Raw genomic sequence first — 25,443 nt, 5'->3', positions numbered from 1 at the left:
AGCGAGCCGCTTGCGCTTTTCTTTGTCCAGCTCCAGCGGCTAGAACAGTCGGTCATTTCACTCCTTCACTTGAGGCAAAAGGCGCCTCTAGTTCAGGAGTTCCAATGCCCTCCTGTTCTGAGCGAGCCGCTTGTGCTTTTCTTTTGTAAAAATAAACAGGAAACAACATGAAAATAACGAATATACTATATACTAAGTTAAAGGTTGTATAGTATATGGTGATCGGGTGATGACATATGATTTATGTGGAAAAAGTCATTATTGTAGAAGGTAAATCGGATAGAAGAAAGATTGAATCTATTATTCGTGAACCAGTGGAAATTGTTTGTACAAATGGTACAATTGGTTTGTCGAAAATGGATGAGCTCATTGATCAATTTTTTGATAAGGACGTATATGTGCTAGTGGATGCTGATGATGCAGGAGAAAAGTTAAGGAAACAATTCCGAAAAGAATTTCCGCAAGCAGAGCATATTTATATTGATCGCTCGTATCGCGAGGTGGCGACTGCACCTTCTTCACATTTAGCAAATGTATTATGGGGAGCTGACATTGACGTTTATACAGAATATTTACGGTAAGGAATGATAGAAGTGATTGATTTGACAGGTGCCGAAGCTACAGATTTAATAGGAAATGAAGAAAAAACAGTGTTATATGTGTATACACCAATGTGTGGAACATGCCAGTTAGCAAAGAAGATGTTAACGGTCGTCGAGATGACGATTGAAGATTTGAAAATTGGGATGTTAGATTTAAATTATGCCCCGCATTTAGCGAAAGAGTATGGGATAGAAAGTGTACCGTGTTTACTTGTTTTTGAAAATGGGACACTGATGAAGAAAATATATGCATTTCATTCGGTTGAATATTTATATACGGAATTAAAGTAGGCGGCAAAGTTTTTGCCGCCTCGACATATTTCTTGGGAAATATGTCGATATGCGTGATAGATACAGTATTTGTCGAGCGAAAGTAACAGGATTGCTCTTTAATAAGAGGGAATGGTATGTAATAGAAAGTGATATGAGGGATGTGATTTAGGATGGAATTATATTCTTTGCTTCAATCATTTGTAAATTACGCTAATGGTCAATATCATTTAGAACCGCTTTTAAGGCAAGGAGAAAGAACTGTTAATTTTCGTTTTGGAGATGAATGCTGTTCGTTACAAATTTCAAGAGATTATATAGAACTTTTGAAAGAGGCGAGAGGAACGGAACAAATCGTTTGTTTAAAGGAAGAGGATGTACAAAAATTAGTGACTGGAAATATGAGGTTGCAAACGTTAATGAGTGATGGACGGGTACAATATTCTGGAACGTATCGAACGATGTTATTAGTCGAATCGATGTTTCATATATGTAAACCGATGTCAGTCGGAGCTTAAAATTCTGAAGTTTCTTTTTTTGCGAAAATTTCTGTTGACAGAGCGTGATGATATTGATACAATTCAATTCATAAAATATAGACAATTTCATAAATTTTAAATCAGACGAAAATTTAATCTGATTTCTCTTATTAAGAGAGGTGGAGGGACTGTGCCCTGTGAAGCCCGGCAACCGTCAACTTATGTTGAAATGGTGCCAATTCCTGCAAAGCAAATGCTTTGAGAGATGAGAGAGAGGGATAATGTTGTTATATACGCATATAAACCTTTCTGCTTCTCTAGAAGCGGAAAGGTTTTTTGTTGTTTGAATGCGGAGGACATTCAAATAATAAGAGGAGCTATACCGATGGACTACACGCATCAAAAATAAAAAAATTGCGGAGTCTATCCAAAACTTTTAAGAAATCCAGCTCCAGCGGCTAGAATGTTCGATGGCTTCGCTTCTTCCTATGAGGCAAAAAGCGCCTCTACGTCAGAAGCTCCATCCACTTCACATTCTAAACGAGCCGCTTGCGCTTTTTATCAAATCTAGCTCCAGCGGCTAGAACAGTCGGTCGTTTCATCCCTTCCTATGAGGCAAAAAGCGCCTCTACGTCTGGGATTCCAACGCCCTCTTGTTCTAAACGAGCCGCTTGCGCTTTTTATTTAAAAAAGGGGTGAACATCATGATTCTATTAGAGAATGTAAAGAAGATATATAAGGCAAAAAGCGGTGATGTCACTGCTGTAGATAACGCCAACTTACAAGTAGAGAAGGGCGAAATATTTGGTGTTATCGGATATAGTGGCGCTGGGAAAAGTTCGTTAATCAGATTGTTTAATCAGTTAGAGAAACCAACTTCTGGCCAAATTACAATTGCGAATCGTGTGATTTCAGCGATTACTGGAAATGAACTTCGTAAGGCAAGACAAGAAATCGGAATGATTTTTCAGCATTTCAACTTACTTTGGTCACGAACTGTGCGTGAAAATATCGCATTTCCACTTGAAATTGCAGGTGTCGATAAGGCGGAGAGAAGAAAACGTGTCGATGAGTTAATTCATCTTGTTGGATTAGAGGGGAGAGGAGACGCGTACCCATCTCAGCTAAGTGGTGGGCAAAAGCAGCGCGTCGGGATTGCAAGAGCGTTAGCTAATAATCCACAAGTACTTTTATGTGATGAAGCAACGTCAGCTCTTGATCCGGAAACGACAGATCAAATTTTAGATTTATTATTAGATATTAATAAGCGTCTCGGCTTAACAATTGTATTGATTACGCATGAGATGCACGTTATTCGCAAAATTTGTAATCGTGTTGCTGTAATGGAGAAAGGAAAGATCGTAGAAACGGGTCCAGTACTTGACGTATTCCGTAATCCAAAGCAAGACATTACAAAACGATTTGTACAGCAGTTAACTGATTCTGAAGATACGAATGAAACGATTGAAAGTTTGATAGAAAAGTATCCAGATGGAAAAGTAATTCGTTTGCAGTTTGTCGGTGAAGCGGTAGAAAGACCGGTACTTCAAAGGTTAATGCAGCGCGGTGATATAGAAGTTAGCATTTTGCAAGGAAATATCGCACAAACGAATAACGGCTCTTACGGAAGTTTAGTCGTTCATTTAAATGGTGAAGAAACAGCGATCCAGCAAGCAATAGAAGGGATTCATCAAGATCAAGTAGAGCTGGAGGTGATTGCACATGGATAAGTTAATTGCAAATGTTGATTGGAATCAAATGTTAGAAGCAACTGGTGAAACGTTATATATGACGGCAATCGCAGCGCTTGCCACATTTGTTTTAGGACTTATTTTAGGACTATTACTCTTTATGACAGCGAAAGATAATTTATGGGAAAATAAAGCGATTAATACGGTGATTGGAGCGTTCGTAAACATTTTCCGTTCTATACCGTTCATCATTTTAATTATTTTATTAATCCCATTCACAAAGATTCTTCTTGGAACAATTCTCGGAGCGAGTGCAGCGCTGCCAGCTTTAATTATTGGAGCGGCACCATTTTACGCGAGAATGGTTGAAATCGCACTTCGTGAAATTGATAAAGGTGTAATTGAGGCCTCAAAAGCAATGGGAGCAAAAACAAGCACAATCATTTTGAAAGTATTAATTCCAGAAGCGTTACCAGCGTTAGTATCGGGTATTACGGTAACGACAATTGCTTTAGTAGGCTATACAGCAATGGCAGGTGTTGTTGGTGCTGGTGGCCTTGGAACACTTGCTTATTTAGAAGGGTTCCAGCGAGGAAATAACGATGTAACAATCGTTGCGACAATTTGTGTATTACTAGTTGTATTTTTCATTCAGTGGATTGGTGATAGTTTAACGACTCGAATAGATAAAAGATAATGAAAAACGGGAGGGTATTTCAAATGAAAAAATTATTACTTACAGCACTTATTACAACTTCGATTTTTGGGCTAGCTGCTTGTGGTGGGAAAGATAAAGATGAAAAGAAACTAGTTGTTGGTGCCTCTAACGTACCGCACGCTGAAATTTTAGAAAAGGCAAAACCGTTACTTGAGAAAAAAGGAATTGAGTTAGAAATTAAAAAATTCCAAGACTACGTGTTACCGAATAAATCGTTAGCAGATAAAGAATTAGATGCGAACTACTTCCAGCACATTCCGTATTTAGAAAAAGAAATTAAAGATAAAAAATATGATTTTGAAATAGCAGGAAAAATTCATTTAGAACCAATTGGCGTGTACTCTCAAAAATATAAAAGCTTAAAAGAACTTCCAGACGGGGCGACAATTATTATGAGTAATTCTGTTGCTGATCATGGACGTGGTTTAGCAATTTTACAAAAAGAAGGAGTTTTAAAAATTAAAGACGGAGTAGATCCAGTTAAAGCGACTCCGAAAGATATTGCAGATAATCCGAAAAACTTAAAGTTCAAAACGGATATCGAGCCTGGTTTATTACCACAAGTGTATAACAATAAAGAAGGCGATGCGGTTCTAATTAATTCTAACTATGCAATTGATGCGAAATTAAACCCAGAAAAAGACGCGATTGCAATTGAAGGAAATGATTCTCCATACGCAAACATAGTAGCTGTTCGTAAAGGTGATAAAGATAAAAAAGAGATTAAAGCTCTTATAGAAGTACTGCATTCCAAAGAAATTGAAGACTTTATTAATAAAGAATATAAAGGGGCAGTTGTTCCTGTAAAAGAATAATTGTTTGAAGAAGGGCTGGTGTATGCTGGCTCTTTTTTCTAACTACATAACTATAGGGGAGAAGGGGACATCATATGAAAAAGATTATATTGTCAGTTGTTACAGCACTGTCTGTATTTACATTAGCCGCTTGCGGGGGGAAAGAGGAGAATAAGCTTGTTGTTGGAGCTTCTAACGTGCCACACGCTGTTATTTTAGAGAAGGCACAGCCGATATTAGAGAAAAAGGGTATTAAATTAGAGATTAAAAAATTCCAGGACTATGTTCTGCCGAATAAAGCGTTAGCGGATAAAGAAATTGATGCGAACTACTTCCAACACATTCCGTATTTAGATAAAGAAATTCAAGAAAAAGGATATAAAATTGTAAACGCAGGAAAAATTCATTTAGAGCCAATGGGCATTTATTCTAAGAAATATAAAAGCTTAAAAGATCTTCCAGATGGAGGAACGGTTATTATGAGTAATAACGTAGCTGAGCGTGGCCGTATGTTAGCATTGTTACAAAAAGGCGGCGTTATTAAATTAAAAGACGGTGTAGATGTTGTTAAAGCGACAGTAAAAGATGTTGTAGAAAACCCGAAAAATTTAAAGTTTAAAACAGATGTAGAACCTGGACTTTCACCGAAGCTGTACGAAAACAATGAAGGTGATGCTTTATTTATTAATTCAAACTACGCAATTGATGCGAAATTAAATCCAAAAAAGGATGCAATTGCAATTGAAGGATCAGACTCTCCTTATGCAAATATTATCGCAGTTCGTAAAGGTGACGAGAAGAAAAAAGAAATTAAAGAGTTAGTAGACGTATTGCATTCAAAAGAAATTCAAGATTTTATTAACAAAGAATATAAAGGTGCTGTACTTCCTGTGAACGAATAGGTGCTGGAAAGGGCTGGGAATAACCCAGTCCTTTTTTCTTTATATATATAAGAAGAAAGGTGTATCATATAAGGATGCAAGGGAAATACTTATATACATTTGTGAAAAAATTGTTACATTTTCTTAGTGTTTGCGATATCATTTTATTTGCTATAAGATTAGAATGAGAATAAAATGAGAATATGAACGTTTTAGGAATTTTTAAAATGTATATAGAGGATTAATGGAGGTATTGAGATGGCTGGTTCTACATTAACGGTTAAAGACTTACACGTATCAATCGACGGTAAAGAAATTTTAAAGGGTGTAAACCTTGAAGTAAAAGGTGGAGAAATCCACGCAATTATGGGACCTAACGGAACAGGTAAATCAACTTTATCTTCTGCGATTATGGGTCACCCAAAGTATGAAGTAACAGAAGGTAGCATCATCATCGACGGTGAAGATGTATTAGAAATGGAAGTAGATGAGCGCGCACAAGCAGGTCTATTCCTAGCAATGCAATATCCAAGTGAAATTAGCGGAGTAACAAACGCTGACTTCTTACGTTCTGCAATTAATGCACGTCGTGAAGAAGGCGAAGAAATTTCTCTTATGAAATTTATCCGTACATTAGATAAAAACATGGAATTCCTAGAAATGGATCCAGAAATGGCACAACGTTACTTAAACGAAGGTTTCTCTGGCGGTGAGAAAAAACGTAATGAGATTCTTCAATTAATGATGATCGAGCCAAAAATTGCAATCTTAGATGAAATCGACTCAGGTCTTGATATCGATGCATTAAAAGTTGTATCTAAAGGTATTAACCAAATGCGCGGCGAAGATTTCGGTTGCCTAATGATTACGCATTACCAACGTTTATTAAACTACATCACTCCAGACTTCGTTCACGTTATGATGAACGGTCGTATCGTTAAATCTGGTGGCCCTGAGCTTGCACAACGTCTAGAAGCTGAAGGTTACGACTGGATTAAAAAAGAATTAGGTATTGAAGACGAAACAGCAGAGCAAGAAGCGTAAGAGAGGAGCATAAACATGACAATCGGTACATTACCTTTCGATCAAGAAACAATCCGTCAGCGCGCAAGCGAAGTAAACGAAGCTGCTTGGTTGACTGAGTTCCGCTTACAAGCTCTTGCACAAGCAACTGAACTTCCAATGCCAACGCCTGATAAAACGAAAATTGACAAATGGGACTTTATCGGAAAAGGCGACGCTGCTAAGCAAGAGCCTGTAAGTTCTTTAACAGAGCTTCCAGAAGCAGTGAAAAACTTAATCGATGAAAATAACAGCGTATTAGTACAACGTACTGGTACAACTGCGTTCGTTTCTTTAGCAGACGAAGCAAAAGAAAAAGGTGTTATTTTTACAGATATCGTAACAGCTGCAACAGAGCATGCTGAACTATTACAAAAGTATTTAATGAAAGACGGCGTGAAAGTAGACGAGCATCGTCTAACTGCACTTCATGCTGCATTAATCAACGGCGGTGCATTCGTATATGTTCCGAAAAACGTTGTTCTTGAAACTCCACTTCAAGCTGTATACTTAGTAGACGGCGAAGAAGCTAACGTATATAACCACGTATTATTCGTAGCTGATGCGAACAGTACTGCAACTTATGTAGAAAACTACGTTGCAAATGAAAATGCTAAAGGTATTGCAAATATCGTAGCAGAAGTAATCGTGGAACAAGGCGCACAAGTGAAATTCGGTGCGGTTGATCTATTAGCAAAAGATGTAACAACTTACGTTAACCGCCGCGGCGTTGTTGGACGCGACGGCCGTATTGATTGGGCTCTAGGCCTTATGAATGACGGAAATACAATCTCAGAGAACGTTACGAACTTAATGGGCGACGGATCATTTGCTGATACGAAAACAGTAACAATTGGCCGTGGTAACCAAACACAAAACTTTACAACTAAAGTTGTTCACTTCGGTAAACACTCTGAAGGTTGGATTTTAAAACACGGTGTACAAAAAGATAGTGCAACATCTATCTTTAATGGAATTGGTAAGATTGAACACGGTGCATCTAAATCAAATGCACAACAATCTTCTCGCGTTCTTATGTTAGACGAGAAAGCTCGCGGGGATGCAAACCCAATTCTTTTAATCGATGAAGATGATGTAATGGCAGGTCACGCAGCTTCAGTAGGCCGCGTAGATCCGTACCAATTATACTACTTGATGAGCCGTGGGATTCCAAAACGCGAAGCAGAACGTTTAGTCATCCATGGATTCTTAGCACCTGTAGTAAATGAGCTTCCAATTGAAGGAGTAAAAGCACAGCTTGTTGATGTAATTGAAAGGAAAGTTCGCTAATGAATATTCATGAAATACGCAAACAGTTTCCAATTCTTGATCAAAAAGTGAACGGCAAACAACTTGTTTATTTCGATAGTGCAGCAACTTCTCAAAAACCAATTCAAGTCATTGAAACGTTAGAACGTTACTATAAAGAATACAATTCTAACGTGCATCGCGGTGTTCATACGCTCGGCACGAAAGCTACCGACGCGTATGAAGGTGCACGTGAGAAAGTTCGCAAGTTTATTAATGCGAAATCAATGGAAGAGATTATTTTCACGCGCGGAACGACAACTGCATTAAATACAGTAGCAGCTAGCTATGGTCTTGATAATGTAAAAGAAGGCGATGAAATCGTCATCTCTTACATGGAGCACCATAGTAACATCATTCCGTGGCAACAAGTTGCGAAGAAAACTGGCGCAACTTTAAAATACCTTCCGCTTCAACTAGACGGTACAATTTCTTTAGAAGATGTTCGTCAAACAGTTACACCGAATACAAAAATCGTTTCTATTATGCACGTGTCAAACGTACTTGGAACGATTAATCCTGTAAAAGAAATCGGAGCAATCGCACACGAAAACGGTGCAATCATGATCGTTGATGGAGCACAAAGTGCACCTCATATGAAAGTGGATGTACAAGATTTAAACTGTGATTTCTACGCATTATCTGCTCATAAGATGTGCGGACCAACAGGTGTCGGCGTATTATATGGTAAGAAAGAATTGCTAAACAATATGGAACCAATTGAATTTGGTGGTGAAATGATTGATTTCGTAGACTTACAAGAGTCTACTTGGAAAGAGCTTCCGTGGAAGTTCGAAGCAGGTACACCGATTATCGGTAATGCAATCGGACTTGGTGCGGCAATTGATTTCCTAGAAGAAATCGGTCTTCATAATATTGAAAAGCATGAACATGAATTAGCGCAATACGCTTTAGAGAGACTATCAGAAGTAGATGGCGTTACAATTTATGGTCCAAAGCATCGCGCTGGTCTAGTTACATTTAATATTGATGAAGTACATCCTCACGATGTAGCAACTGTATTAGATGTAGAAGGCATTGCGGTTCGCGCAGGACATCACTGTGCACAACCACTTATGAAGTGGCTGAAAGCTTCTTCTACAGCACGTGCGAGCTTCTATTTATATAATACAAAAGAAGAAATTGATACATTTGTTGAATCGCTAATCAAGACAAAGGAGTATTTCACAAATGTCATTTAATAATTTAGATACGTTATATCGTCAAGTTATTATGGATCATTACAAAAATCCTCGTAACCATGGCGTGTTAGAAGATAGTGTTACCGTTAACTTGAACAATCCAACTTGCGGCGATCGTATTCAACTTACGATGAAAGTAGAAGAGGGTATTGTACAAGAAGCGAAGTTTGAAGGCGAAGGATGTTCAATTTCAATGTCTTCAGCCTCAATGATGACACAAGCAGTAAAAGGAAAGAAAATTGAAGAGGCTCTTAAGCTTTCTAAAATTTTCTCTGACATGATGCTAGGAAAAGAGTATGATGACAGCATTGATTTAGGAGATATTGAAGCATTACAAGGCGTATGCAAGTTCCCGGCACGTATTAAATGTGCAACATTAGCGTGGAAAGCGTTAGAAAAGGGCTTAAACGAAGATAAGTAATGTTAAAGGTTCCTAAAAACGAGGTTATATAAGGAGGGACACACCAACATGGCGAAGCAACTGCCAGATATCGGCGATTATAAATATGGTTTCAAGGATAAAGACGTTTCGATTTTCCGTGCTGGACGCGGTTTAACAAAAGAGATCGTTGAAGAGATTTCACGTATGAAAGAAGAACCACAGTGGATGTTAGACTTCCGTTTAAAATCACTGGATAAGTTCTATGAAATGCCAATGCCACAATGGGGCGGCGACTTAAACGACTTAGATTTCGATGAAATTACGTACTACGTAAAACCATCTGAGAAATCTGAGAAGTCTTGGGATGAAGTACCTGAGGAAATTAAAGCAACATTTGATAAATTAGGTATTCCTGAAGCTGAGCAAAAATATTTAGCTGGTGTATCTGCACAGTACGAATCTGAAGTTGTATACCACAACATGAAAGAAGACCTAGAAGATCTAGGAGTCGTCTTCAAAGATACAGATAGCGCATTAAAAGAGAACGAAGATATTTTCCGTGAGCATTTCGGAAAAGTAATCCCACCAACAGACAACAAATTCTCTGCATTAAACTCTGCAGTTTGGTCTGGTGGATCATTCATCTACGTTCCAAAAGGTATTAAAGTTGATACACCACTTCAAGCGTATTTCCGTATTAACTCTGAAAATATGGGACAATTCGAGCGTACGCTTATCATCGTAGACGAAGGCGCACACGTACACTACGTAGAAGGTTGTACAGCACCTGTTTACACGACTAACTCACTTCATAGTGCGGTAGTAGAAATCATCATTAAGAAAGATGCATATTGCCGTTATACAACAATCCAAAACTGGGCGAACAACGTATACAACCTAGTTACAAAACGTGCGGTTTGTGAAGAAAACGCAACGATGGAATGGATTGACGGTAACATCGGATCTAAATTAACGATGAAATACCCAGCAGTTATCTTAAAAGGCGAAGGCGCTCGTGGTTTAACATTATCTATCGCGATTGCTGGTAAAGGCCAACACCAAGATGCTGGTGCGAAAATGATTCACTTAGCACCAAACACATCTTCAACAATCGTTTCTAAATCGATTGCGAAGCATGGTGGTAAAGTAACTTACCGTGGTATCGTACAATTCGGACCAAAAGCGAAAAACTCTCGTTCTAACATCGAGTGTGACACGTTAATCATGGATAACCAATCTACATCTGATACAATTCCTTATAACGAAATCAAAAACGATTACGTTTCACTTGAGCACGAAGCGAAAGTGTCTAAAGTATCAGAAGAACAATTATTCTACCTAATGAGCCGCGGTATTTCTGAGCAAGAAGCTACAGAAATGATCGTAATGGGCTTCATCGAGCCATTCACTCGCGAACTTCCAATGGAATACGCAGTTGAAATGAACCGCCTAATCAAGTTTGAGATGGAAGGTTCTATTGGATAATATGTAGAATGAAGGAAGTGCCCTGCTATGCAGGGCGCTTTTTTATGTTGTGTGCAATTGCCGTTGGTGGATACCCATGTAGGTGTTTAATGAAATATATCGGCGTTTCGACAAGGAATATCGACTTATCGACAAAATGAGACAAAAGAAATCTCTCATATACCCCTCAACATTCAAATACGAGAGGAGCACTTAGTAAGTAAGGCAAAGATACTGACAAATCTCCCCCCACCAACTAGAATCATTTCACAAAAAATCCCCCTCAAACTAATCAATAGACTAGAAAAAGTAATGTGAAGTTTTCCATAATAAAAGGGCAATCTTTGGCTTTTTCTTATAATGCGAGTACAATGTAGAATAGCAAGAAAAGACGAAAAGTATTTACAGGATTATTGCGTACGTATAGCGTAAATGGCAGTAAGGAACTGAGAGGAGGTTTTTTCTCTGAATATAAATAAAGAAACAATCATCCACCTTTATCATACAAACGATATACATAGTCATTTTGAAAATTGGCCGCAAATTTCTCGGTTTGTACGAGGGGAGAAAAAGCGAAGACAGGAAGCGGGAGAGACTGTTTTAACTGTGGATATTGGCGATCATGTGGATCGTTTTCATAGTATTTCGGAAGCGACAAATGGACTTGGGAATACAAAATTATTAAATGAGGCGTTATATGATTATGTAACGATCGGAAATAATGAAGGAATTACGTTAGCGAAAGAGCATTTGAATCGTCTATATGATGATGCTGGGTTTGAGGTGCTCGTAGCGAATTTATTTGAAAGAGAAGGTGTACGTCCGGCGTGGGCGCAGCCTTATAAATTACATACAACGATAGATGGGATTACGATTGCCTTTATTGGATTAACGGTAGCTTATCCAGAGTTTTATCATATGTTAGATTGGCATATTGAAGATCCAATCATCCATTTAGAGTCTATTTTAGAAGAAGTTAAGGATACAGCCCATATTACGGTTGTGCTTTCTCATCTTGGAAAAAGTATGGATGAGTATATGGCGGAGCATTATGATATAGATGTTATTTTAGGGGCACATACGCATCATTTATTTGAGCGTGGTGTTCTTGTGGATAATACTTTGCTTTGCTGTTGTGAAAAGTGGGGGCATTACGTTGGTCACGTTCAGCTTACTGTGGATAAAGAGACGAAGAGACTGTTGAAAAAAGACGGTAGAGCGATTAAGACAGAACGGTTAGGTGCTTATAGCGAGCCGTTATCCACAATTGAAATGCTAAAGGAAGAAAGTAAACAGATAATGGCTGAGCCTGTCGTTCATTTAAAAGAATCATTGCCGGTTGATTGGTTTAAGGAGACGACATTTTCTCATATGTTGGCAAGTGCACTTAAAGAGTGGTGTAATGCGGATGTTGGGATGGTGAATGCTGGTGTACTTCTTGAGGGATTAAATGAAGGTGTTGTGACGCGCGGAGATATTCATCGGATTTGTCCACATCCAATTAATCCATGTCTGTTAAAAGTACCAGGGAAAACGTTAAGAGAAGTTATTTTGAAAGCGCGCCGCCCGAATATGGAGAATCTTGAGGTGAAAGGATTCGGATTTCGTGGAAAAGTAATGGGGAAAATGATTTACGATGGTTTGGAAGTGATTCCAGATACGATTCCAGGGAATAAAATTTTACTAGAAGATGTATTGATTAATGGCGAATCGCTGGAATTAGACCGGATATATATGGTAGGAACGATTGATATGTTTACATTCGGATACTTATACCCAGAGCTATCCACACTTTCTGACAAACAATATTATATGCCGGAATTACTTAGAGATGTGTTAACAGACATGTTGATAACTTATACATCTTCAGTCAAACTATAGGCTAGTTAACTTGTAACACTCATTTTTCTCTTGTCATAAAGATAAGAAAGAGAGGAGTGTGAACTATGGTTAATGTAGAGCCAATTATAATTGATAACTATACGTTCATTGCTGTTAGCGTAAAACTTCCGAAGACAAATTTGCTAGCTGTAATGAGTGATAAAGGATATATTATGTGCGGTGCTCTAGATGTAGGTCTTTTAAATGAGAAGTTAGGCGATCGAGGAATTATTGCTGGCCGTGCGGTTGGTGTAAGAACGATTGAACAACTTCTTGAAGCACCGCTGGAATCAGTAACGATTGAAGCCGAAGCTTTAGGGATTCCGGCCGGCACAATCGGAAAAGATGCACTATTAAAAATGAGATAAGCATATATCGTCCCTCCTTCTTGCATAGAAATAATATAAGAAGGAGGTTTTTTTTATGAGCATATTTCGTTCGAAAAATTCGCGGTTTCGAAGGGGACCGATTTCCTTTCGGTATATACTGCTTATTTCGTTTATCATTTTTATCGTAATGGTAGTTCAAGGGTTATGGATTGTAAATAAAAGTATTCAACCAACGTTAATTAAGTATGGGGAAACAGAGACGCATAAAATGGCAACAGCAGTTATGACGAAAGCGGTAAAAGACCGAATTAATGAAGGGTTTGATGTAGATTCATTAATGAAAGTACAAACGGATAGGAACGGGAAAGTATCTACAATTGATTTAAATACAAAACAAGTAAATGAAATATTAACATCGACTACTGCATACATAGAGAAATATTTACAACAAGTAGAAAAAGGGGATACGAAAGCACTTGGTATTTTTGAAGAGAATGGGGTATCTATGTCAGTTCCTTTTGGACGCATAACCGATAATGCGCTTCTTGGTAATATAGGGCCGGATATTCCGATTAATTTTACGCCAATTGGTCATGTGAATACGGATATTAAACAATTAGTTGAGCCGCAAGGAATTAATAATACGGCGATCAAAATTATTATGGAAGTGGAAGTGACGTTACAAGTTATGATTCCGTTACGCACGAAAGAAATTAAAGTGAAGCAAAACATTCCGATTGCGACGCGCATCGTTCAAGGTGAAGTGCCTACTTATTACGGAAGTGGGGGTGTTGTTGTACCAGATAAAAAGAAAACGGATAATTAGTCAGTAGTGTTCTATTGATTTATATTTATAAAAATAACCGTAGCAATTCGCTACGGTTATCGTTTTGTATTTGCTCGTTCTTTTCGTTCCCAAAGGCTTAAATGCATGTATGGATCGAAAGCCCATTCCGTATAGCCATTGTCTTTATACATGCCGAAATGTAAGTGGGGCGGGAATTTTCCAGCTGTACCAGGAGGACCGTAGCCGGTACTACCGACAAATCCGATTACTTTTCCTGGTTCGACAATTTGTCCGAGCTGTATTTCTTTAGAGAACCCGCCTAAATGAGCGTAATAGTGGTAATTATTATGAAGGTCACGAATACCAATGCGCCATCCACCAAGACGATTCCATCCTTTTGTTTCAATAACGCCATAGCAAGTTGATCGTACTGGTACGCCATATCCAGCAAAAATATCGGTTCCTTCATGAATCCTCCTGCCGCCAAAACTTCTACCAGCACCAAAAGTACTACGATAGCTATTGTCACTGCGAATCGGGAGAGGGAAAGCATTTCCTTCTAAATTAATGCGGCCATAATGTTTATAAATTTGGGCGTATTCTGTAATTAATTCAACTGTTTTTGCACGTCTATAATATTCCCAAAGCATAATATTAATACGATCTTCTGACGTTCCTTGTTTCTTTAAAATAGTTGCTGCTGTATGCAGAAGATCACGATCGGTATTTGCATTTGCAAATCCATCTTTGTCACCATCTAAACCAATTCCGCCAAATAGAGAAATCGTATGGGGGAGAGTATCATTACTATTAACAGGTCCAGCCCATATTTCAGGCTTGAAATAAAGGGAAATGATGGCATCTGGTTTTTTCGGAATATCCTTTCTTACGCTCCGTATGTTTCTTTCGTATTGATCCATTGCAGCTAAGTAATACCACGGAATACCTGAAGATTGCTCAGTTTCTTTATATAGTGCCATGCGCTTTTCATATATGCTTTGCTGATTATCTTCACCGTAAGCGATGTTTTGGTGGAGAAGAAAGCAAATCGAAAGCAAAAGAGAAATTTTTCGAAGCATGAAATAGACTCCTTTCACAACATCACTCTTTTTAGTGTGGGATATACGGAGTATTTCATTATAGGGAACGATTGGAAAAAATCTTAGAATCTTCATTTGAGCAAATCGCTTTCATACGTTAGAATAGATATGTTACATTGAAAGAAGCGAACACGGTAAACTATTTCATATTGTGCGGAGTTGATAACCATGACAAAACAAACAGAGTATAAGCGCAAGCCCGAATGGTTGAAAATTAAGTTAAACACGAATGAAAACTATACAGGCTTAAAGAAAATGATGCGTTCTAAGAATCTTCATACAGTTTGTGAAGAGGCGAAATGTCCGAATATTCATGAATGCTGGGCTGTAAGGAAAACAGCAACATTTATGATCTTAGGTGCGGTTTGTACACGTGCTTGTCGTTTTTGTGCGGTTAAAACAGGCTTGCCAACTGAGCTTGATTTACAAGAGCCAGAACGCGTAGCAGATTCTGTAGTACAAATGGGCTTAAAGCACGTTGTTATAACAGCGGTTGCACGTGATGATTTAAAAGACGGCGGAGCAGCTGTTTTTGCTGAAACAGTACGCGCTGTTCGTCGCGAAAATCCATTTACGTCAATCGAAGTATTACCATCTGATATGGGTGGGGTAGAAGAAAACTTAAAAATGTTAATGGATGCAAAACCAGATATTTTGAACCATAACATTGAAACAGTACGACGATTATCTAACCGAGTTCGCGCTAGAGCAAAGTATGACCGTTCATTAGAGTTTTTACGTCGAGCAAAAGAAATGCAGCCTGATATTCCAACTAAATCGAGCATTATGGTTGGCTTAGGTGAAACAAGAGAAGATTTAATTGAAGCAATGGATGACTTACGTGCAAACAATGTGGATATTTTAACTCTTGGACAATACCTACAACCATCTAAGAAGCATTTACCAGTTCTTAAATATTACCCACCAGCAGAATTTGCAGAGCTTAAAGAAATTGCACTTAGCAAAGGATTTAGCCACTGTGAAGCTGGCCCACTTGTGCGTTCTTCTTATCATGCGGACGAGCAAGTACGTTCTGCGAAAGAAAAAGTAGCAGAAGCGAAATAATGAAAAAGGAGAGCTAATATTAGCTCTCCTTTTTCTTATACTCTAAAACAGTATTTTGACATGTGGATAAAATCTTTTTTAATTCCTCTGTGGATAATTCAATTGTAAATTCAGGTACACCAGGTGTAATTAAAATTTTATCGTAAGTATAAATAGAACTGTCCACAATAATCGTTACATCTTGTGAATAACCGAAAGGAGCTACACATCCTGGCGTGCAACCAGTCTCTTCTCTTAGTTCATCAGGTGAACAGAGAGATAAGCTCTTTCCTGTTATTTCTTTCATCTCTCCTCGGTTAAGGCGAGTTCCTTCTAACGTGAAAAATACGTAATAAGCCCCAGATTTTGATTTTAAAAATAAGCTTTTACTTGGAGCACCTTGTAAACCAAGTCTTTCACGAACGATACGGTCTGTTTCATAGTCGAGTACTGGCTCGTGTTCAAACTTTTCATAAGAAGCATTTGTTTTATGTAGTAAAGAAAGTACGTCTTCGTACATATGAAATGATACCCCTCTCTATGTTTTACTGCAGCCCTACCATACCTTCTCGCAGTGTCAACTGAATGTATTGGAAAGGGATATTACTTTGATGGTGCTTTCCATAATCGTTTTATGATAGATGGTTCATCAATTGTAATTTCGTAAATATCAGGATTAGTTAAATTTTTCCATTCATCAAAGCCAATACTAGGATCAAAGTGCTTTAAAATGAGTGTGAGTAAGTTGCCATGTGTAACGAGTAATGTTGTGTCATGCTCCAATTTTAAAACTTCGTGGATAAGCGATATGGCGCGGTCCATCGCTTGTTTTGTCGACTCTCCGCCCGAAAAGGCAATATCTATATTGGTAAAAGTGTATTCTAGTTTTTGAAGCCAATCATCCATTGAAACAGAGCTTAATATGCGTTCTGCTAACCGTTCATCTTCTTGAATAGATAAATTAGCTTGGAGGGCATATGGCCGAATAGAATCGATAGCTCGGACAAATGGGCTTGAAATAATATGATCTATTTGTAGATGATTTTCCATGAGGAATGTAGCAACGGTGTTTGATTGGTCTCTTCCCATGTTTGTTAATTCCGCATTACGTTCTTGTCCAGTTGCTGAACAATGCCTGATTACAATAATTTTCTTCATATTTCATCCCCATCTTTCAAGTTGACGATATATACTTCGACAAATGTGGAAAAAATTCCTTTTTCTTGGAAAGGGCATAGTGATCTAGGTCTGTGGAAAAGTAATGTGGATAAATCAAAATTTGAGGTGCAATTATGAAAAAAATGATATGCATTGTATTCAGTGTTTGTTTTCTCATACAATTGTCCACAGCATATGCACAATCAAATCAAAACTTAGAATACCCGAGTAATCAAAATAAGTCGTTTGTGAATGAAAATCTATTTTATGAACAGTTAGATAAGAAGGTCTATAAGGAATACAAAAATGCGGCGTATAGTGTTCGTAAAAAAATCTTATTTAAAGAAGTACAAGATGCAGAATTTGTCTTCCGAAAAAAAACAGCTGTCGGCTGTCGCAGTAGAGTGGTGCTTCAAGATTCGTTTATTCATCCTGATCGCCAAGTATACTTTTTCGCTTCCTTTTCTCAAAATGAAGTAGAGGAGTTGCATAAATATATCGTTATAGATGCAGAAACAAAGAGGGAGCTGCAAGGAGAGAAAAGTTATCATCATTGCGATAATCCACATAAAAAATAAACCACCAAAATTGGTGGTTTATTTTTACTCTGAAGCACTCACTAATTTCTCTTTCATTTTGCGAATAAGAACGAAAGCGCCAATCGCGAAGAGAAGAGTAATTCCTTCTGCTACAAAGATGTTAATCATTTTTGTTTGGTAAAGTGCTGCGAAAAAGTCTACAAGTGCGTGGAATAGTATAGCGTATACGAGGAAGATGTATTTCTTTTGTTTTACTGCGTATACGACAAGCATTGTAAAAGCAATTTGCAGAACGAGTGCCATAATTCTTTCTAAGCTACCGAGTAAGTATAAGTAGGCAGGTTGCTCTATTAACAAGTCCTTGATATGGCTCAGTTGTGGGTATTGTTCAACCATTTGAGCGAAGCTACCATTGTTAATAGATGTTGCAAAGGTAAGAGTTTGAAGCCCAGCGAATCCACCGACTAAAATCGATTCAATACCGCCGTGTCCAATTCCGTACGCAAGACCGTCTTTATAATCTCGATATTTTTTCAGTAAGTAGTAAAAGGCAACGAAACGACCTAGTTCTTCAAAAATACCAGCAGTTAGTCCGCCGAAAATCGAAAAGATAAAGGGGTTCTTTAAAAACTCAGCTGTTGTGGGATTACCACGCATGAATAATTGGAATGGTGTTTCGAGAATTTGGGTAAACCCGATAAAGATAAGGATACCAACGCCAACTATTTTCCAATTAATATTATATTTCTTACGGAAATAAACGAGTACAATAATTGGGACCAGAACCGAAACAACGAGTTGAATTATGATACTGGCAATTACAGTATTTGAAACCATACTTTCACCGCTTTCTAATGTATGTACATATATATTATGCATGAAATGTAGGGGAATGTGGAGAGATGAATCTTTCAAAAACAAAATGAAATTTTTATTGACTTTAACGTTACGTCATACTTTATCGTATGTATTAATGGGGAGATACGCATGACAATGAGGATAAAAGAAGTAGCTAATTTAGTTGGAATTAGTGTGCGCACACTGCATCATTACGATGAAATTGGGTTGTTAACCCCAGATGAGACGACAGAGTCTGGATATCGTCTGTATTCCAATGAAAATTTAGAAACGTTGCAGCAAATTTTATTTTTTAAAGAGCTTGGCTTCCCTTTAAAGAAGATTAAGGAGATTATCATGAGTCCTTCATTCGACCGTGAAGAGGCATTACAGCTTCATAAGAAAATGCTTCTTGAAAAGCGAGCTAGGTTGGATAAAGTGATAGCGACGATTGATAAAACAATTAAGCATACAAAAGGAGACATTGAGATGACAAATAAAGAGAAATTTGAAGGGTTTGATTTTAGCCATAACCCGTACGAAGAAGAAGCACGTGAAAGATGGGGAGACGCAGCTGTAGATAAAGCGAATAAAACAGCGAAGGGTATGTCTACAGAGAAACAGGAGGAGTTTAATACTATTTACAGAAATCTAGCGACACTTCGAAATGGAGCACCTGATTCTACAGAAGCACAATCTGCAATTAAAGTATGGTACGATTACTTGCAAAACTTCGGTGAATATTCATTAGATGCATTTAAGGGACTCGGTCAAATGTATGTCGCTGATGAGCGCTTTACGAAAAATATTGATAAGTTTGGTGAAGGTTTAGCACAGTTTATGTGTGATGCGATGGAGGTTTATGCGGATCGTAATAAAAAATGAAATAATCGTTAATATATTTCATTTAACTGCTTCTTTATTCAATAAATTCAAAAAAGGTGGAGGTTTTCTCCACCTTTTACTTTTTAATCATATCATTCAAAGTTTGATCCCCTGTATTGTTCAAATGAGGATTTTTACTCATTTCACGTTTTAGCATATCAAGACTTTGTTCATATTCTTTATCGTTTAAGCTACCAGATTGAAGACCTTGAATTTGAGAAATCAACTTTTGGTTTGTTGATACATATGCTTTATAATAGCGAGGGACGATGGACAAAGCTGTTTTATATACTTGATCTGTTACGAGTTTCGGATCCGTTGTGTTTGCACGGTATACAACGAACACTTCATCGTCGGTAACGAGTGTAGCGGCATTGGTGACATCAGGAAGTTTGACTGTCATGCTCGTAATCATTTCGGCGACTTTCTCACGGTTAATAGCGCCTACTTGTTTGTTAGATACTTCATGCTTCTGTTTAGAAGAATAACCGACTCTCGTTAATCTTGTATTTGTGTTTTCAGTATGATACATGTCGTTTTTGTTGGAAACAAGAACACGACTTCCTTCTTCACGCTCCATTTCAGCTTTATTAGTTGATTGGCAGCCTGCAAATAAGGAAAGAGTGAGAAGAGAGAGTATAATTTGCTTTTTCACGATGTATCACCTCCTTCTCCATAGCATGCACTAATTTTCAATTTTTTGTATTTGAAATTGTTGGTTGTTATGCTTTGTGATACGATAAAAAGAAGAATGCTTAGAGAGGAAGTTCATAATGGAGCAAAAGCAAGAGATTCATACTACGGTGAGCGTTAATAATGTTCAGTACGAAGTAATTAAAAACTTTCGTGATGGTTTTAGTGAAGAAGCACTTAAAGAGCGCTATGCAGAAATTTTAAATAAATATGATTATATCGTTGGAGACTGGGGTTATGAGCAACTTAGATTGCGTGGATTCTTTGATGATAGTAATCAACGTTCGACATATGATACGAAAATTAGTACTTTATCAGAGTATTTATACGAGTACTGTAACTTCGGTTGTGCACACTTCGTATTACGAAAAGTGAAGAAATGAAAAAATCCTCTTACGATTGTAAGAGGATTTTTTCATAGCAGTTGTACCAATTATGAGGAGGCTGTTTACTTTTGAAATAAACAGCACCTCGGCAAATATAATTGTTTTTTTCATATAGGCCTAATGAAACAGGATTACCTGTAAAGCAATCTAGGCGTATTCCAGTGTAGGTGTTTTGTGTTGCTTCGTTTTCCCAAAAGGATAATAGTACTTTGCTATAGCCTTTTCCTTGTACGAGCGGATGGATGACAAAAGAGTGGACGATAAGAAAGCGTCCGTCTGTTTCTGACCAGTCAATTAGTTTGTACTCTGGAGACTGTGTTTCGTTTAAGACGACGGCGCCGACAAGTACTTGGTCTTGGAATAGACAATACAATTCGGCTTGCTCTAGATGATAGGAAATGTGTTCTCGCGTCGGATAAGAATCATCCCATTGGTAAATTTGATTCTGTAAGAGTGCTTCTTTGCATTCTGCATACATCACATCTAATTCGTCCAATAAATCAATTGTGCCTTTTCTTATTTTTAGCATAATCGTCTCCTTTATAAACAAATTGAGATGAAATCACCTTCAGTGAGTGTTGTGTTTGGTTTCAGGTGTCGTCCGTTTAGCTGAATACGACCGTTTTTAATTTTATCCACAATGGCAGCGCGGCTCCAATCTGAAATATATGTGGATAATGCTTTATCAATTCGGTGAGATCCGAGAACAATTTCTAATGTTATTGTTATTTCTTCTATACCACTTTCTTTATACTCTGTAATAGAAATAATCGTGTTTGTTTCAGTTTGTTCTTGCTGAGCCATATCGACAGTTTCGACATGATCAGTAAATGATTTATAAATGTGGAGCTTTTGATTCCACGTATGATTTTTCGGACATTTATAAATTGCAAATCGGTATATGTTCTTTCCGTTTGCGTTATGCCTGCGAATGTTCGTGTCGGTAAAAAGGGTAGTACGCCTGCAATTTTTACAATATTTTTCGATTGTTGCTAGTCCGTTTTCATATAAACTCCAAGAAAGTTGTACTTTCTGCATTTTCCTTCACCTCTTATATTAGTGGTAAAGGAACGTAATACAGCTATTTGGATGTCTTGTAGTATGAAGACATAAGAAAGAGACAAAAATAAAAGGAGGTTCCCGAAAGAGGAACCTCCGTAAACATCATACTACAGATGCGTTACGTTCCTTCGTAATGGGAATGGGCAGACTACTCCCTTGAAAAAGCACGGTGCTTTTTTGAGAGTAATGCTATCCAATTGCTGGTCCATTACAAAGTAATTGTTGGCATACGCAGATAACATCCTTTCTATCCAAATAGATTTGTTCATAAGTATAACATATAAGATTGAAAATTCAAAATATAAATCGTAAAAAAACACCAGCTAAAATAGCTGGTGTTTGAGATAAATTATATAAGTTCAAATAAAAATGAGCGTAATTCTTCTGCATTTTCTTCAGACATAGAAAATGCATGCTCTAAGTAGCCTGGTTCGTTTAAATCGTCAGGACCGATGATAGCAAATTTGTTGCTCTGCATATCAAGGACTATCGTTTTACCGTAATGACGATCGGAGTATAGAAGCGCTAAATCATGACGCTCATTTTCCCCTAGAAAGCTAACGAAACGAGTTTTTGTAGCGACAGTATCGTCGTACAGAAAGAAACGTTCTTCCATACACATGGCTCCTTTATTAAATATCTAAGTTTAAGTGTGGCTTATGGTCTAAATGGTGGTGCGTTTTAATAAATCGTACCGTTCTTGTTTTGTAACGCATAACGATAGAATATGTTTCAGCTAAATCTCCGCCAAGGAATTTCACGCCGTCTAATAACTCACCAGCAGATACACCTGTTGCTGAGAAGATTGCGTCATCACCAGATACTAAGTCATCTAACATAAGAAGTTGACGAGGATCTTCTAATCCCATTTCACGACAACGAGCTTCTTCTTCTTCGTTCATTGGAACTAAGCGAGCTTGCATTTCACCTTCAAGGCATTTTAATGCTGCTGCAGAAATAACGCCTTCTGGAGCTCCGCCTACACCTACGAATAAGTCGATACCTGTTCCAGGTAAAGCTGTAGCGATTGATGCACCAACATCGCCATCACCAAATAGTTTTACGCGTGCACCTTTTGCACGAACACGGTCAATAATATCATGATGACGTTCACGTTCTTGCACGATAACCGTTAGGTCACGAATTTTTTTATTGTTTGCTTCTGCTACAATTTCAATTGTTTTTTCAATTGGATCATCTAAGCTAATTTTACCAGCTGCTTTTGGACCAACCGCGATCTTTTCCATGTACATATCCGGAGCATGAAGAAGGTTTCCTTTATCTGCGATTGCGATAACTGCCATTGCATTTGCAAGGCCTTTCGCAACGATGTTTGTACCTTCTAATGGATCAACGGCGATATCTACTTCTGGACCGTTACCTGTTCCTAGTTCTTCACCAATATACAACATCGGTGCTTCATCAAGTTCTCCTTCACCAATTACAACTGTACCTGCCATGTTTACTGAATCGAACATATCACGCATAGCTGTAGTTGCTGCATCATCTGCTTCGTTTTTCTTTCCGCGGCCCATCCACTGTGCGGATGCTAAGGCTGCTGCTTCTGTTACACGGACAATTTCTAGTGCGAGTTCACGTTCCAAGGTTGCATTCCTCCAATTTCAAAAATCATACAAATATAACTATAACAAATAACGAGGAAAAGGTGAATTCGAAAAATTGTCGATTTTTTCAGAAGAAAGCGTTACAATTAAAATGTAAATGCTTTAATTTCCAGGTAGGTGACATTCATGTACTTCGTAGACAGAAAGAAAATAGAACAAATGCTAGTATGTTTAGAACGAGCAACAAATACATTTCAAGAGAAAAAGACATATGAAACAGAGTTTGAATTTTATGCATTAGAGCGCATAGCCCATCTTATTATCGATTGTATATTAGATGTAGGGAATGCGATGATTGATGGATTTATTATGCGCGATCCAGGAAGTTACGAAGATATTATTGATATTTTAATGGACGAGAGAGTTATAAGTGGAGAAGAGGGAGCGCATATTAAAGAAATTATTCTTCTTCGAAAAATGCTTACGCAAGATTATATTCAAATGAATCATGATGAATTATATAAGACGATTCAAAAAAATATCGCAGTGGTAGAGAAATACCCAGCGAATATTCGTAGTTATTTAGAAAAGGAATTAGGACCTGTATCTGCATTTGTACCAGAATAATTATGCTTATAAGATCCCCGGAGATTCCTTTGGGGATCTTATATTGTATATGAGAGAGAAAAGGGAGAAGGGTGAAATATGGGGGAAGCACGTACTACGAAAGAAGAGATTGTACAATTATTGAAGGTAAAGGGTGAGCATACTGTAGCAGATTTAGCTGAAGCTTTAGAGATTACTGAGATGGCGATTCGAAGGCATTTAAGTAAACTGGAGAAAGATGAGCTAATCTATTCAAAGATGGTAAGACAGCATGTCGGACGACCAACATATTTGTATGGATTAAGTCAAAAGGGAGAAGATACATTCCCGAAAGAATATAAGCAATTTGCTATTGATATGCTAGAAGATTTAGCTCGAATGGGCGATGAAAAAATGCTGCGTCACGTCTTGCAAGCGAGAACGAAACGAATGGAAGAACGGTTGCAAAAGAGGATAAGTAATCAAAGCAATTTAGCGTATAAAGTTCAAGAAGTAGCTGCTATGCAAGAGAGAAACGGTTATATGGTTCAAATAAAGCGAGATGGGGAGCATTCTTTCATATTTGAAAAGCAAAACTGTCCATTAAAGGAAATTGCAGAGAGATTCCCGCAAGTGTGTGAAGATGAAAAAGATATGTATAAGCGGTTATTTGCAGATGCAAATGTGAAGACGTTAGCAAACATGTGTGAGGGAGATTGTAATTGTTCGTACCAAATAAAAGAGAAAAAATGAACGTTATGGGACGCTTTAGGGTAAAGCGTTTTTTTCTTTTGAAAAAGGGGTTAATATAAGAGTGGTATGATAGATATGAACGTTAGCATAGAAGGAGAGACATAATAATGTATAAAGGTTATTTAATTGATTTAGACGGTACGATGTATCGCGGTGAAGAACAAATTGAAGAAGCAAGTGACTTCGTAAAAGCATTAGGAGAACGCGGTATTCCATATTTATTCGTTACAAATAACTCAACTCGTAAACCAGAACAAGTTGCAGAAAAACTTGTTCGTTTCGATATTCCAGCGAAAGCGGAGCAAGTATTCACAACGAGCATGGCTACAGCGAACTTTATTTATGAGCGTAAACAAGATGCAACTGTATATATGATTGGTGAAGAGGGCTTACATGCTGCTCTTGTGGAAAAAGGATTTGAAATTGTGGATGAAAATCCTGATTTCGTCGTTGTTGGATTAGATCGCGACATCACATATGAAAAATTAGCGAAAGCGTGCCTTGCTGTGCGTAACGGTGCAACGTTTATTTCAACAAATGGGGATATCGCAATTCCGACCGAGCGCGGATTATTACCGGGTAACGGTTCATTAACATCAGTTGTAGCAGTATCAACAGGTGTGGATCCAATCTTTATTGGAAAACCAGAATCAATCATTATGGAACAAGCGTTAAAAGTGCTTGGCATAGAAAAAGAAGAAGCATTAATGGTTGGGGATAACTACGATACAGATATTTTAGCGGGGATAAATGCTGGTATGCATACCCTTATTGTCCACACTGGAGTAACAACTGTGGAGAAGTTAATAGAATATGAAGTACAACCGACGCAAGTTGTGCATAACTTGACAGAGTGGATTGAGAAGATGTAATGAAAGGCAGGTAACCGGAATGAACTGACCCCATAAAGTTAGACAGGTCGTTTCATTAGGCAGCCTTTAGGGCATGAGTTCGATATTGTACCGGACTCATGCCTTTTAATTTTG

The 25,443-nt window shown here is 37.9% G+C and carries 31 protein-coding genes and 1 riboswitch; of the genes, 22 read left to right on the top strand and 9 right to left on the bottom strand.

All coding sequences use genetic code 11. From position 1 onward, the window contains the following. Nucleotides 1-236 precede the first annotated feature (236 nt). The 15 genes from ACFVQC_RS16005 (at nucleotide 237) to yunB (ending at nucleotide 13,889) form a co-directional block, all read left to right on the top strand. Complete coding sequence (locus ACFVQC_RS16005) at nucleotides 237-581, top strand: toprim domain-containing protein (protein ID WP_000640865.1); 345 nt, start codon at nucleotides 237-239, stop codon at nucleotides 579-581. 3 nt (nucleotides 582-584) lie between these two features. Next, nucleotides 585-893 (top strand): thioredoxin family protein, encoded by a 309-nt coding sequence (locus ACFVQC_RS16000; RefSeq protein ID WP_377893081.1) that lies wholly within the window; start codon nucleotides 585-587, stop codon nucleotides 891-893. A 152-nt stretch (nucleotides 894-1,045) separates the two neighbouring features. Further along, nucleotides 1,046-1,390: a hypothetical protein gene (locus ACFVQC_RS15995; protein ID WP_002145044.1), complete on the top strand. Its 345-nt coding sequence runs from the start codon at nucleotides 1,046-1,048 to the stop codon at nucleotides 1,388-1,390. Between the two features lie 125 nt (nucleotides 1,391-1,515). Continuing rightward, nucleotides 1,516-1,623: riboswitch (SAM riboswitch) on the top strand. Nucleotides 1,624-2,055: 432 nt separating this feature from the next. Continuing rightward, nucleotides 2,056-3,081, top strand: a complete 1,026-nt coding sequence (locus ACFVQC_RS15990; RefSeq protein ID WP_002145045.1) for a methionine ABC transporter ATP-binding protein — start codon at nucleotides 2,056-2,058, stop codon at nucleotides 3,079-3,081. Continuing rightward, nucleotides 3,074-3,739: a methionine ABC transporter permease gene (locus ACFVQC_RS15985; protein ID WP_002112667.1), complete on the top strand. Its 666-nt coding sequence runs from the start codon at nucleotides 3,074-3,076 to the stop codon at nucleotides 3,737-3,739. The genes ACFVQC_RS15990 and ACFVQC_RS15985 overlap by 8 nt, the downstream gene beginning before the upstream one ends. Nucleotides 3,740-3,762: 23 nt before the next feature. Beyond that, entirely contained in the window at nucleotides 3,763-4,575 is an 813-nt protein-coding gene (gene metQ / locus ACFVQC_RS15980; protein WP_377898682.1) for a methionine ABC transporter substrate-binding lipoprotein MetQ, read from the top strand. Nucleotides 4,576-4,649: 74 nt separating this feature from the next. Then, entirely contained in the window at nucleotides 4,650-5,456 is an 807-nt protein-coding gene (gene metQ, locus ACFVQC_RS15975) for a methionine ABC transporter substrate-binding lipoprotein MetQ (protein WP_377893078.1), read from the top strand. A 237-nt stretch (nucleotides 5,457-5,693) separates the two neighbouring features. Beyond that, nucleotides 5,694-6,479, top strand: a complete 786-nt coding sequence (gene sufC, locus ACFVQC_RS15970; RefSeq protein WP_002112662.1) for a Fe-S cluster assembly ATPase SufC — start codon at nucleotides 5,694-5,696, stop codon at nucleotides 6,477-6,479. A 15-nt stretch (nucleotides 6,480-6,494) separates the two neighbouring features. Then, nucleotides 6,495-7,787, top strand: coding sequence for a Fe-S cluster assembly protein SufD (gene sufD, locus ACFVQC_RS15965; protein ID WP_377898681.1), 1,293 nt, complete (start codon nucleotides 6,495-6,497; stop codon nucleotides 7,785-7,787). After that, the gene (gene sufS, locus ACFVQC_RS15960) at nucleotides 7,787-9,007 is read left to right on the top strand and encodes a cysteine desulfurase SufS (protein ID WP_078173447.1); all 1,221 of its coding nucleotides are present in this window, start codon (nucleotides 7,787-7,789) and stop codon (nucleotides 9,005-9,007) included. Before sufD ends, sufS begins: the two co-directional genes overlap by 1 nt. Continuing rightward, the gene (sufU, locus tag ACFVQC_RS15955; protein ID WP_002089369.1) at nucleotides 8,997-9,428 is read left to right on the top strand and encodes a Fe-S cluster assembly sulfur transfer protein SufU; all 432 of its coding nucleotides are present in this window, start codon (nucleotides 8,997-8,999) and stop codon (nucleotides 9,426-9,428) included. Before sufS ends, sufU begins: the two co-directional genes overlap by 11 nt. Before the next feature lie 48 nt (nucleotides 9,429-9,476). Further along, nucleotides 9,477-10,874 carry a Fe-S cluster assembly protein SufB gene (gene sufB / locus ACFVQC_RS15950; protein ID WP_002015928.1) on the top strand — a complete coding sequence of 466 codons (1,398 nt, stop codon included), beginning with the start codon at nucleotides 9,477-9,479 and terminating at the stop codon, nucleotides 10,872-10,874. 444 nt (nucleotides 10,875-11,318) lie between these two features. Then, the gene (locus ACFVQC_RS15945; protein ID WP_377898858.1) at nucleotides 11,319-12,734 is read left to right on the top strand and encodes a bifunctional metallophosphatase/5'-nucleotidase; all 1,416 of its coding nucleotides are present in this window, start codon (nucleotides 11,319-11,321) and stop codon (nucleotides 12,732-12,734) included. Nucleotides 12,735-12,799: 65 nt separating this feature from the next. Continuing rightward, the gene (locus ACFVQC_RS15940) at nucleotides 12,800-13,102 is read left to right on the top strand and encodes a YunC family protein (protein WP_016096600.1); all 303 of its coding nucleotides are present in this window, start codon (nucleotides 12,800-12,802) and stop codon (nucleotides 13,100-13,102) included. Nucleotides 13,103-13,157: 55 nt separating this feature from the next. After that, nucleotides 13,158-13,889, top strand: coding sequence for a sporulation protein YunB (gene yunB, locus ACFVQC_RS15935; protein ID WP_016096601.1), 732 nt, complete (start codon nucleotides 13,158-13,160; stop codon nucleotides 13,887-13,889). Between the two features lie 56 nt (nucleotides 13,890-13,945). Here yunB and ACFVQC_RS15930 read toward each other — a convergent pair whose 3' ends face one another. Next, nucleotides 13,946-14,929, bottom strand: a complete 984-nt coding sequence (locus ACFVQC_RS15930) for a M23 family metallopeptidase (protein WP_016096602.1) — start codon at nucleotides 14,927-14,929, stop codon at nucleotides 13,946-13,948. Between the two features lie 189 nt (nucleotides 14,930-15,118). Here ACFVQC_RS15930 and lipA point away from each other — a divergent pair, with 189 nt between their 5' ends. Continuing rightward, nucleotides 15,119-16,015 (top strand): lipoyl synthase, encoded by an 897-nt coding sequence (lipA, locus tag ACFVQC_RS15925; RefSeq protein WP_002068044.1) that lies wholly within the window; start codon nucleotides 15,119-15,121, stop codon nucleotides 16,013-16,015. A 19-nt stretch (nucleotides 16,016-16,034) separates the two neighbouring features. On the opposite strand, the gene ACFVQC_RS15920 is transcribed toward lipA, so the two are convergent. Then, the gene (locus tag ACFVQC_RS15920) at nucleotides 16,035-16,514 is read right to left on the bottom strand and encodes a YbaK/EbsC family protein (protein WP_377898680.1); all 480 of its coding nucleotides are present in this window, start codon (nucleotides 16,512-16,514) and stop codon (nucleotides 16,035-16,037) included. An 83-nt stretch (nucleotides 16,515-16,597) separates the two neighbouring features. Further along, a complete protein-coding gene (locus ACFVQC_RS15915) occupies nucleotides 16,598-17,152 on the bottom strand; it encodes a histidine phosphatase family protein (protein ID WP_377898679.1) in 555 nt (184 codons plus the stop codon). Between the two features lie 134 nt (nucleotides 17,153-17,286). On the opposite strand from ACFVQC_RS15915, the gene ACFVQC_RS15910 reads away from it, so the two are divergent. After that, complete coding sequence (locus ACFVQC_RS15910; protein ID WP_377898678.1) at nucleotides 17,287-17,730, top strand: hypothetical protein; 444 nt, start codon at nucleotides 17,287-17,289, stop codon at nucleotides 17,728-17,730. Between the two features lie 24 nt (nucleotides 17,731-17,754). Here ACFVQC_RS15910 and ACFVQC_RS15905 read toward each other — a convergent pair whose 3' ends face one another. Continuing rightward, on the bottom strand, nucleotides 17,755-18,570 hold the full coding sequence (locus ACFVQC_RS15905; RefSeq protein WP_377893066.1) for a YhfC family intramembrane metalloprotease: 816 nt from the start codon (nucleotides 18,568-18,570) through the stop codon (nucleotides 17,755-17,757). Between the two features lie 108 nt (nucleotides 18,571-18,678). Here ACFVQC_RS15905 and ACFVQC_RS15900 point away from each other — a divergent pair, with 108 nt between their 5' ends. Beyond that, a complete protein-coding gene (locus tag ACFVQC_RS15900; RefSeq protein WP_016096606.1) occupies nucleotides 18,679-19,413 on the top strand; it encodes a MerR family transcriptional regulator in 735 nt (244 codons plus the stop codon). A gap of 76 nt (nucleotides 19,414-19,489) precedes the next feature. On the opposite strand, the gene ACFVQC_RS15895 is transcribed toward ACFVQC_RS15900, so the two are convergent. Further along, nucleotides 19,490-20,068 carry a YhcN/YlaJ family sporulation lipoprotein gene (locus ACFVQC_RS15895; RefSeq protein ID WP_002068062.1) on the bottom strand — a complete coding sequence of 193 codons (579 nt, stop codon included), beginning with the start codon at nucleotides 20,066-20,068 and terminating at the stop codon, nucleotides 19,490-19,492. Nucleotides 20,069-20,186: 118 nt separating this feature from the next. Between ACFVQC_RS15895 and ACFVQC_RS15890 the strand changes: the two genes are divergently transcribed. After that, nucleotides 20,187-20,489: a YutD family protein gene (locus ACFVQC_RS15890; protein ID WP_002015914.1), complete on the top strand. Its 303-nt coding sequence runs from the start codon at nucleotides 20,187-20,189 to the stop codon at nucleotides 20,487-20,489. Nucleotides 20,490-20,499: 10 nt separating this feature from the next. Here ACFVQC_RS15890 and ACFVQC_RS15885 read toward each other — a convergent pair whose 3' ends face one another. The 4 genes from ACFVQC_RS15885 to glpX all read right to left on the bottom strand — a co-directional run bounded on the left by ACFVQC_RS15885 (nucleotide 20,500) and on the right by glpX (nucleotide 23,158). Then, on the bottom strand, nucleotides 20,500-21,021 hold the full coding sequence (locus ACFVQC_RS15885; protein ID WP_377898677.1) for a GNAT family N-acetyltransferase: 522 nt from the start codon (nucleotides 21,019-21,021) through the stop codon (nucleotides 20,500-20,502). An 11-nt stretch (nucleotides 21,022-21,032) separates the two neighbouring features. Further along, nucleotides 21,033-21,530, bottom strand: a complete 498-nt coding sequence (locus tag ACFVQC_RS15880; protein ID WP_377898676.1) for a cytoplasmic protein — start codon at nucleotides 21,528-21,530, stop codon at nucleotides 21,033-21,035. A 373-nt stretch (nucleotides 21,531-21,903) separates the two neighbouring features. After that, a complete protein-coding gene (locus ACFVQC_RS15875; protein ID WP_002112635.1) occupies nucleotides 21,904-22,170 on the bottom strand; it encodes a DUF3055 domain-containing protein in 267 nt (88 codons plus the stop codon). A 16-nt stretch (nucleotides 22,171-22,186) separates the two neighbouring features. Further along, nucleotides 22,187-23,158, bottom strand: a complete 972-nt coding sequence (gene glpX / locus ACFVQC_RS15870; protein ID WP_377898675.1) for a class II fructose-bisphosphatase — start codon at nucleotides 23,156-23,158, stop codon at nucleotides 22,187-22,189. A gap of 147 nt (nucleotides 23,159-23,305) precedes the next feature. Between glpX and ACFVQC_RS15865 the strand changes: the two genes are divergently transcribed. The 3 genes from ACFVQC_RS15865 to ACFVQC_RS15855 all read left to right on the top strand — a co-directional run bounded on the left by ACFVQC_RS15865 (nucleotide 23,306) and on the right by ACFVQC_RS15855 (nucleotide 25,329). Next, the gene (locus ACFVQC_RS15865) at nucleotides 23,306-23,746 is read left to right on the top strand and encodes a DUF86 domain-containing protein (RefSeq protein ID WP_002145069.1); all 441 of its coding nucleotides are present in this window, start codon (nucleotides 23,306-23,308) and stop codon (nucleotides 23,744-23,746) included. Nucleotides 23,747-23,824: 78 nt separating this feature from the next. Next, nucleotides 23,825-24,457, top strand: a complete 633-nt coding sequence (locus tag ACFVQC_RS15860) for a helix-turn-helix transcriptional regulator (RefSeq protein ID WP_377898674.1) — start codon at nucleotides 23,825-23,827, stop codon at nucleotides 24,455-24,457. Nucleotides 24,458-24,564: 107 nt separating this feature from the next. Next, a complete protein-coding gene (locus ACFVQC_RS15855; protein WP_002139297.1) occupies nucleotides 24,565-25,329 on the top strand; it encodes a TIGR01457 family HAD-type hydrolase in 765 nt (254 codons plus the stop codon). The last annotated feature ends 114 nt before the right edge of the window (nucleotides 25,330-25,443 follow it).

The sequence above is a fragment of the Bacillus sp. NPDC057893 genome, assembly GCF_042796455.1.
Taxonomy (GTDB): Bacteria; Bacillota; Bacilli; order Bacillales; family Bacillaceae_G; genus Bacillus_A.
The sequence above is the reverse complement of the archived record's forward strand: the minus strand, read 5'-3'. Positions and strand labels throughout refer to the sequence as shown.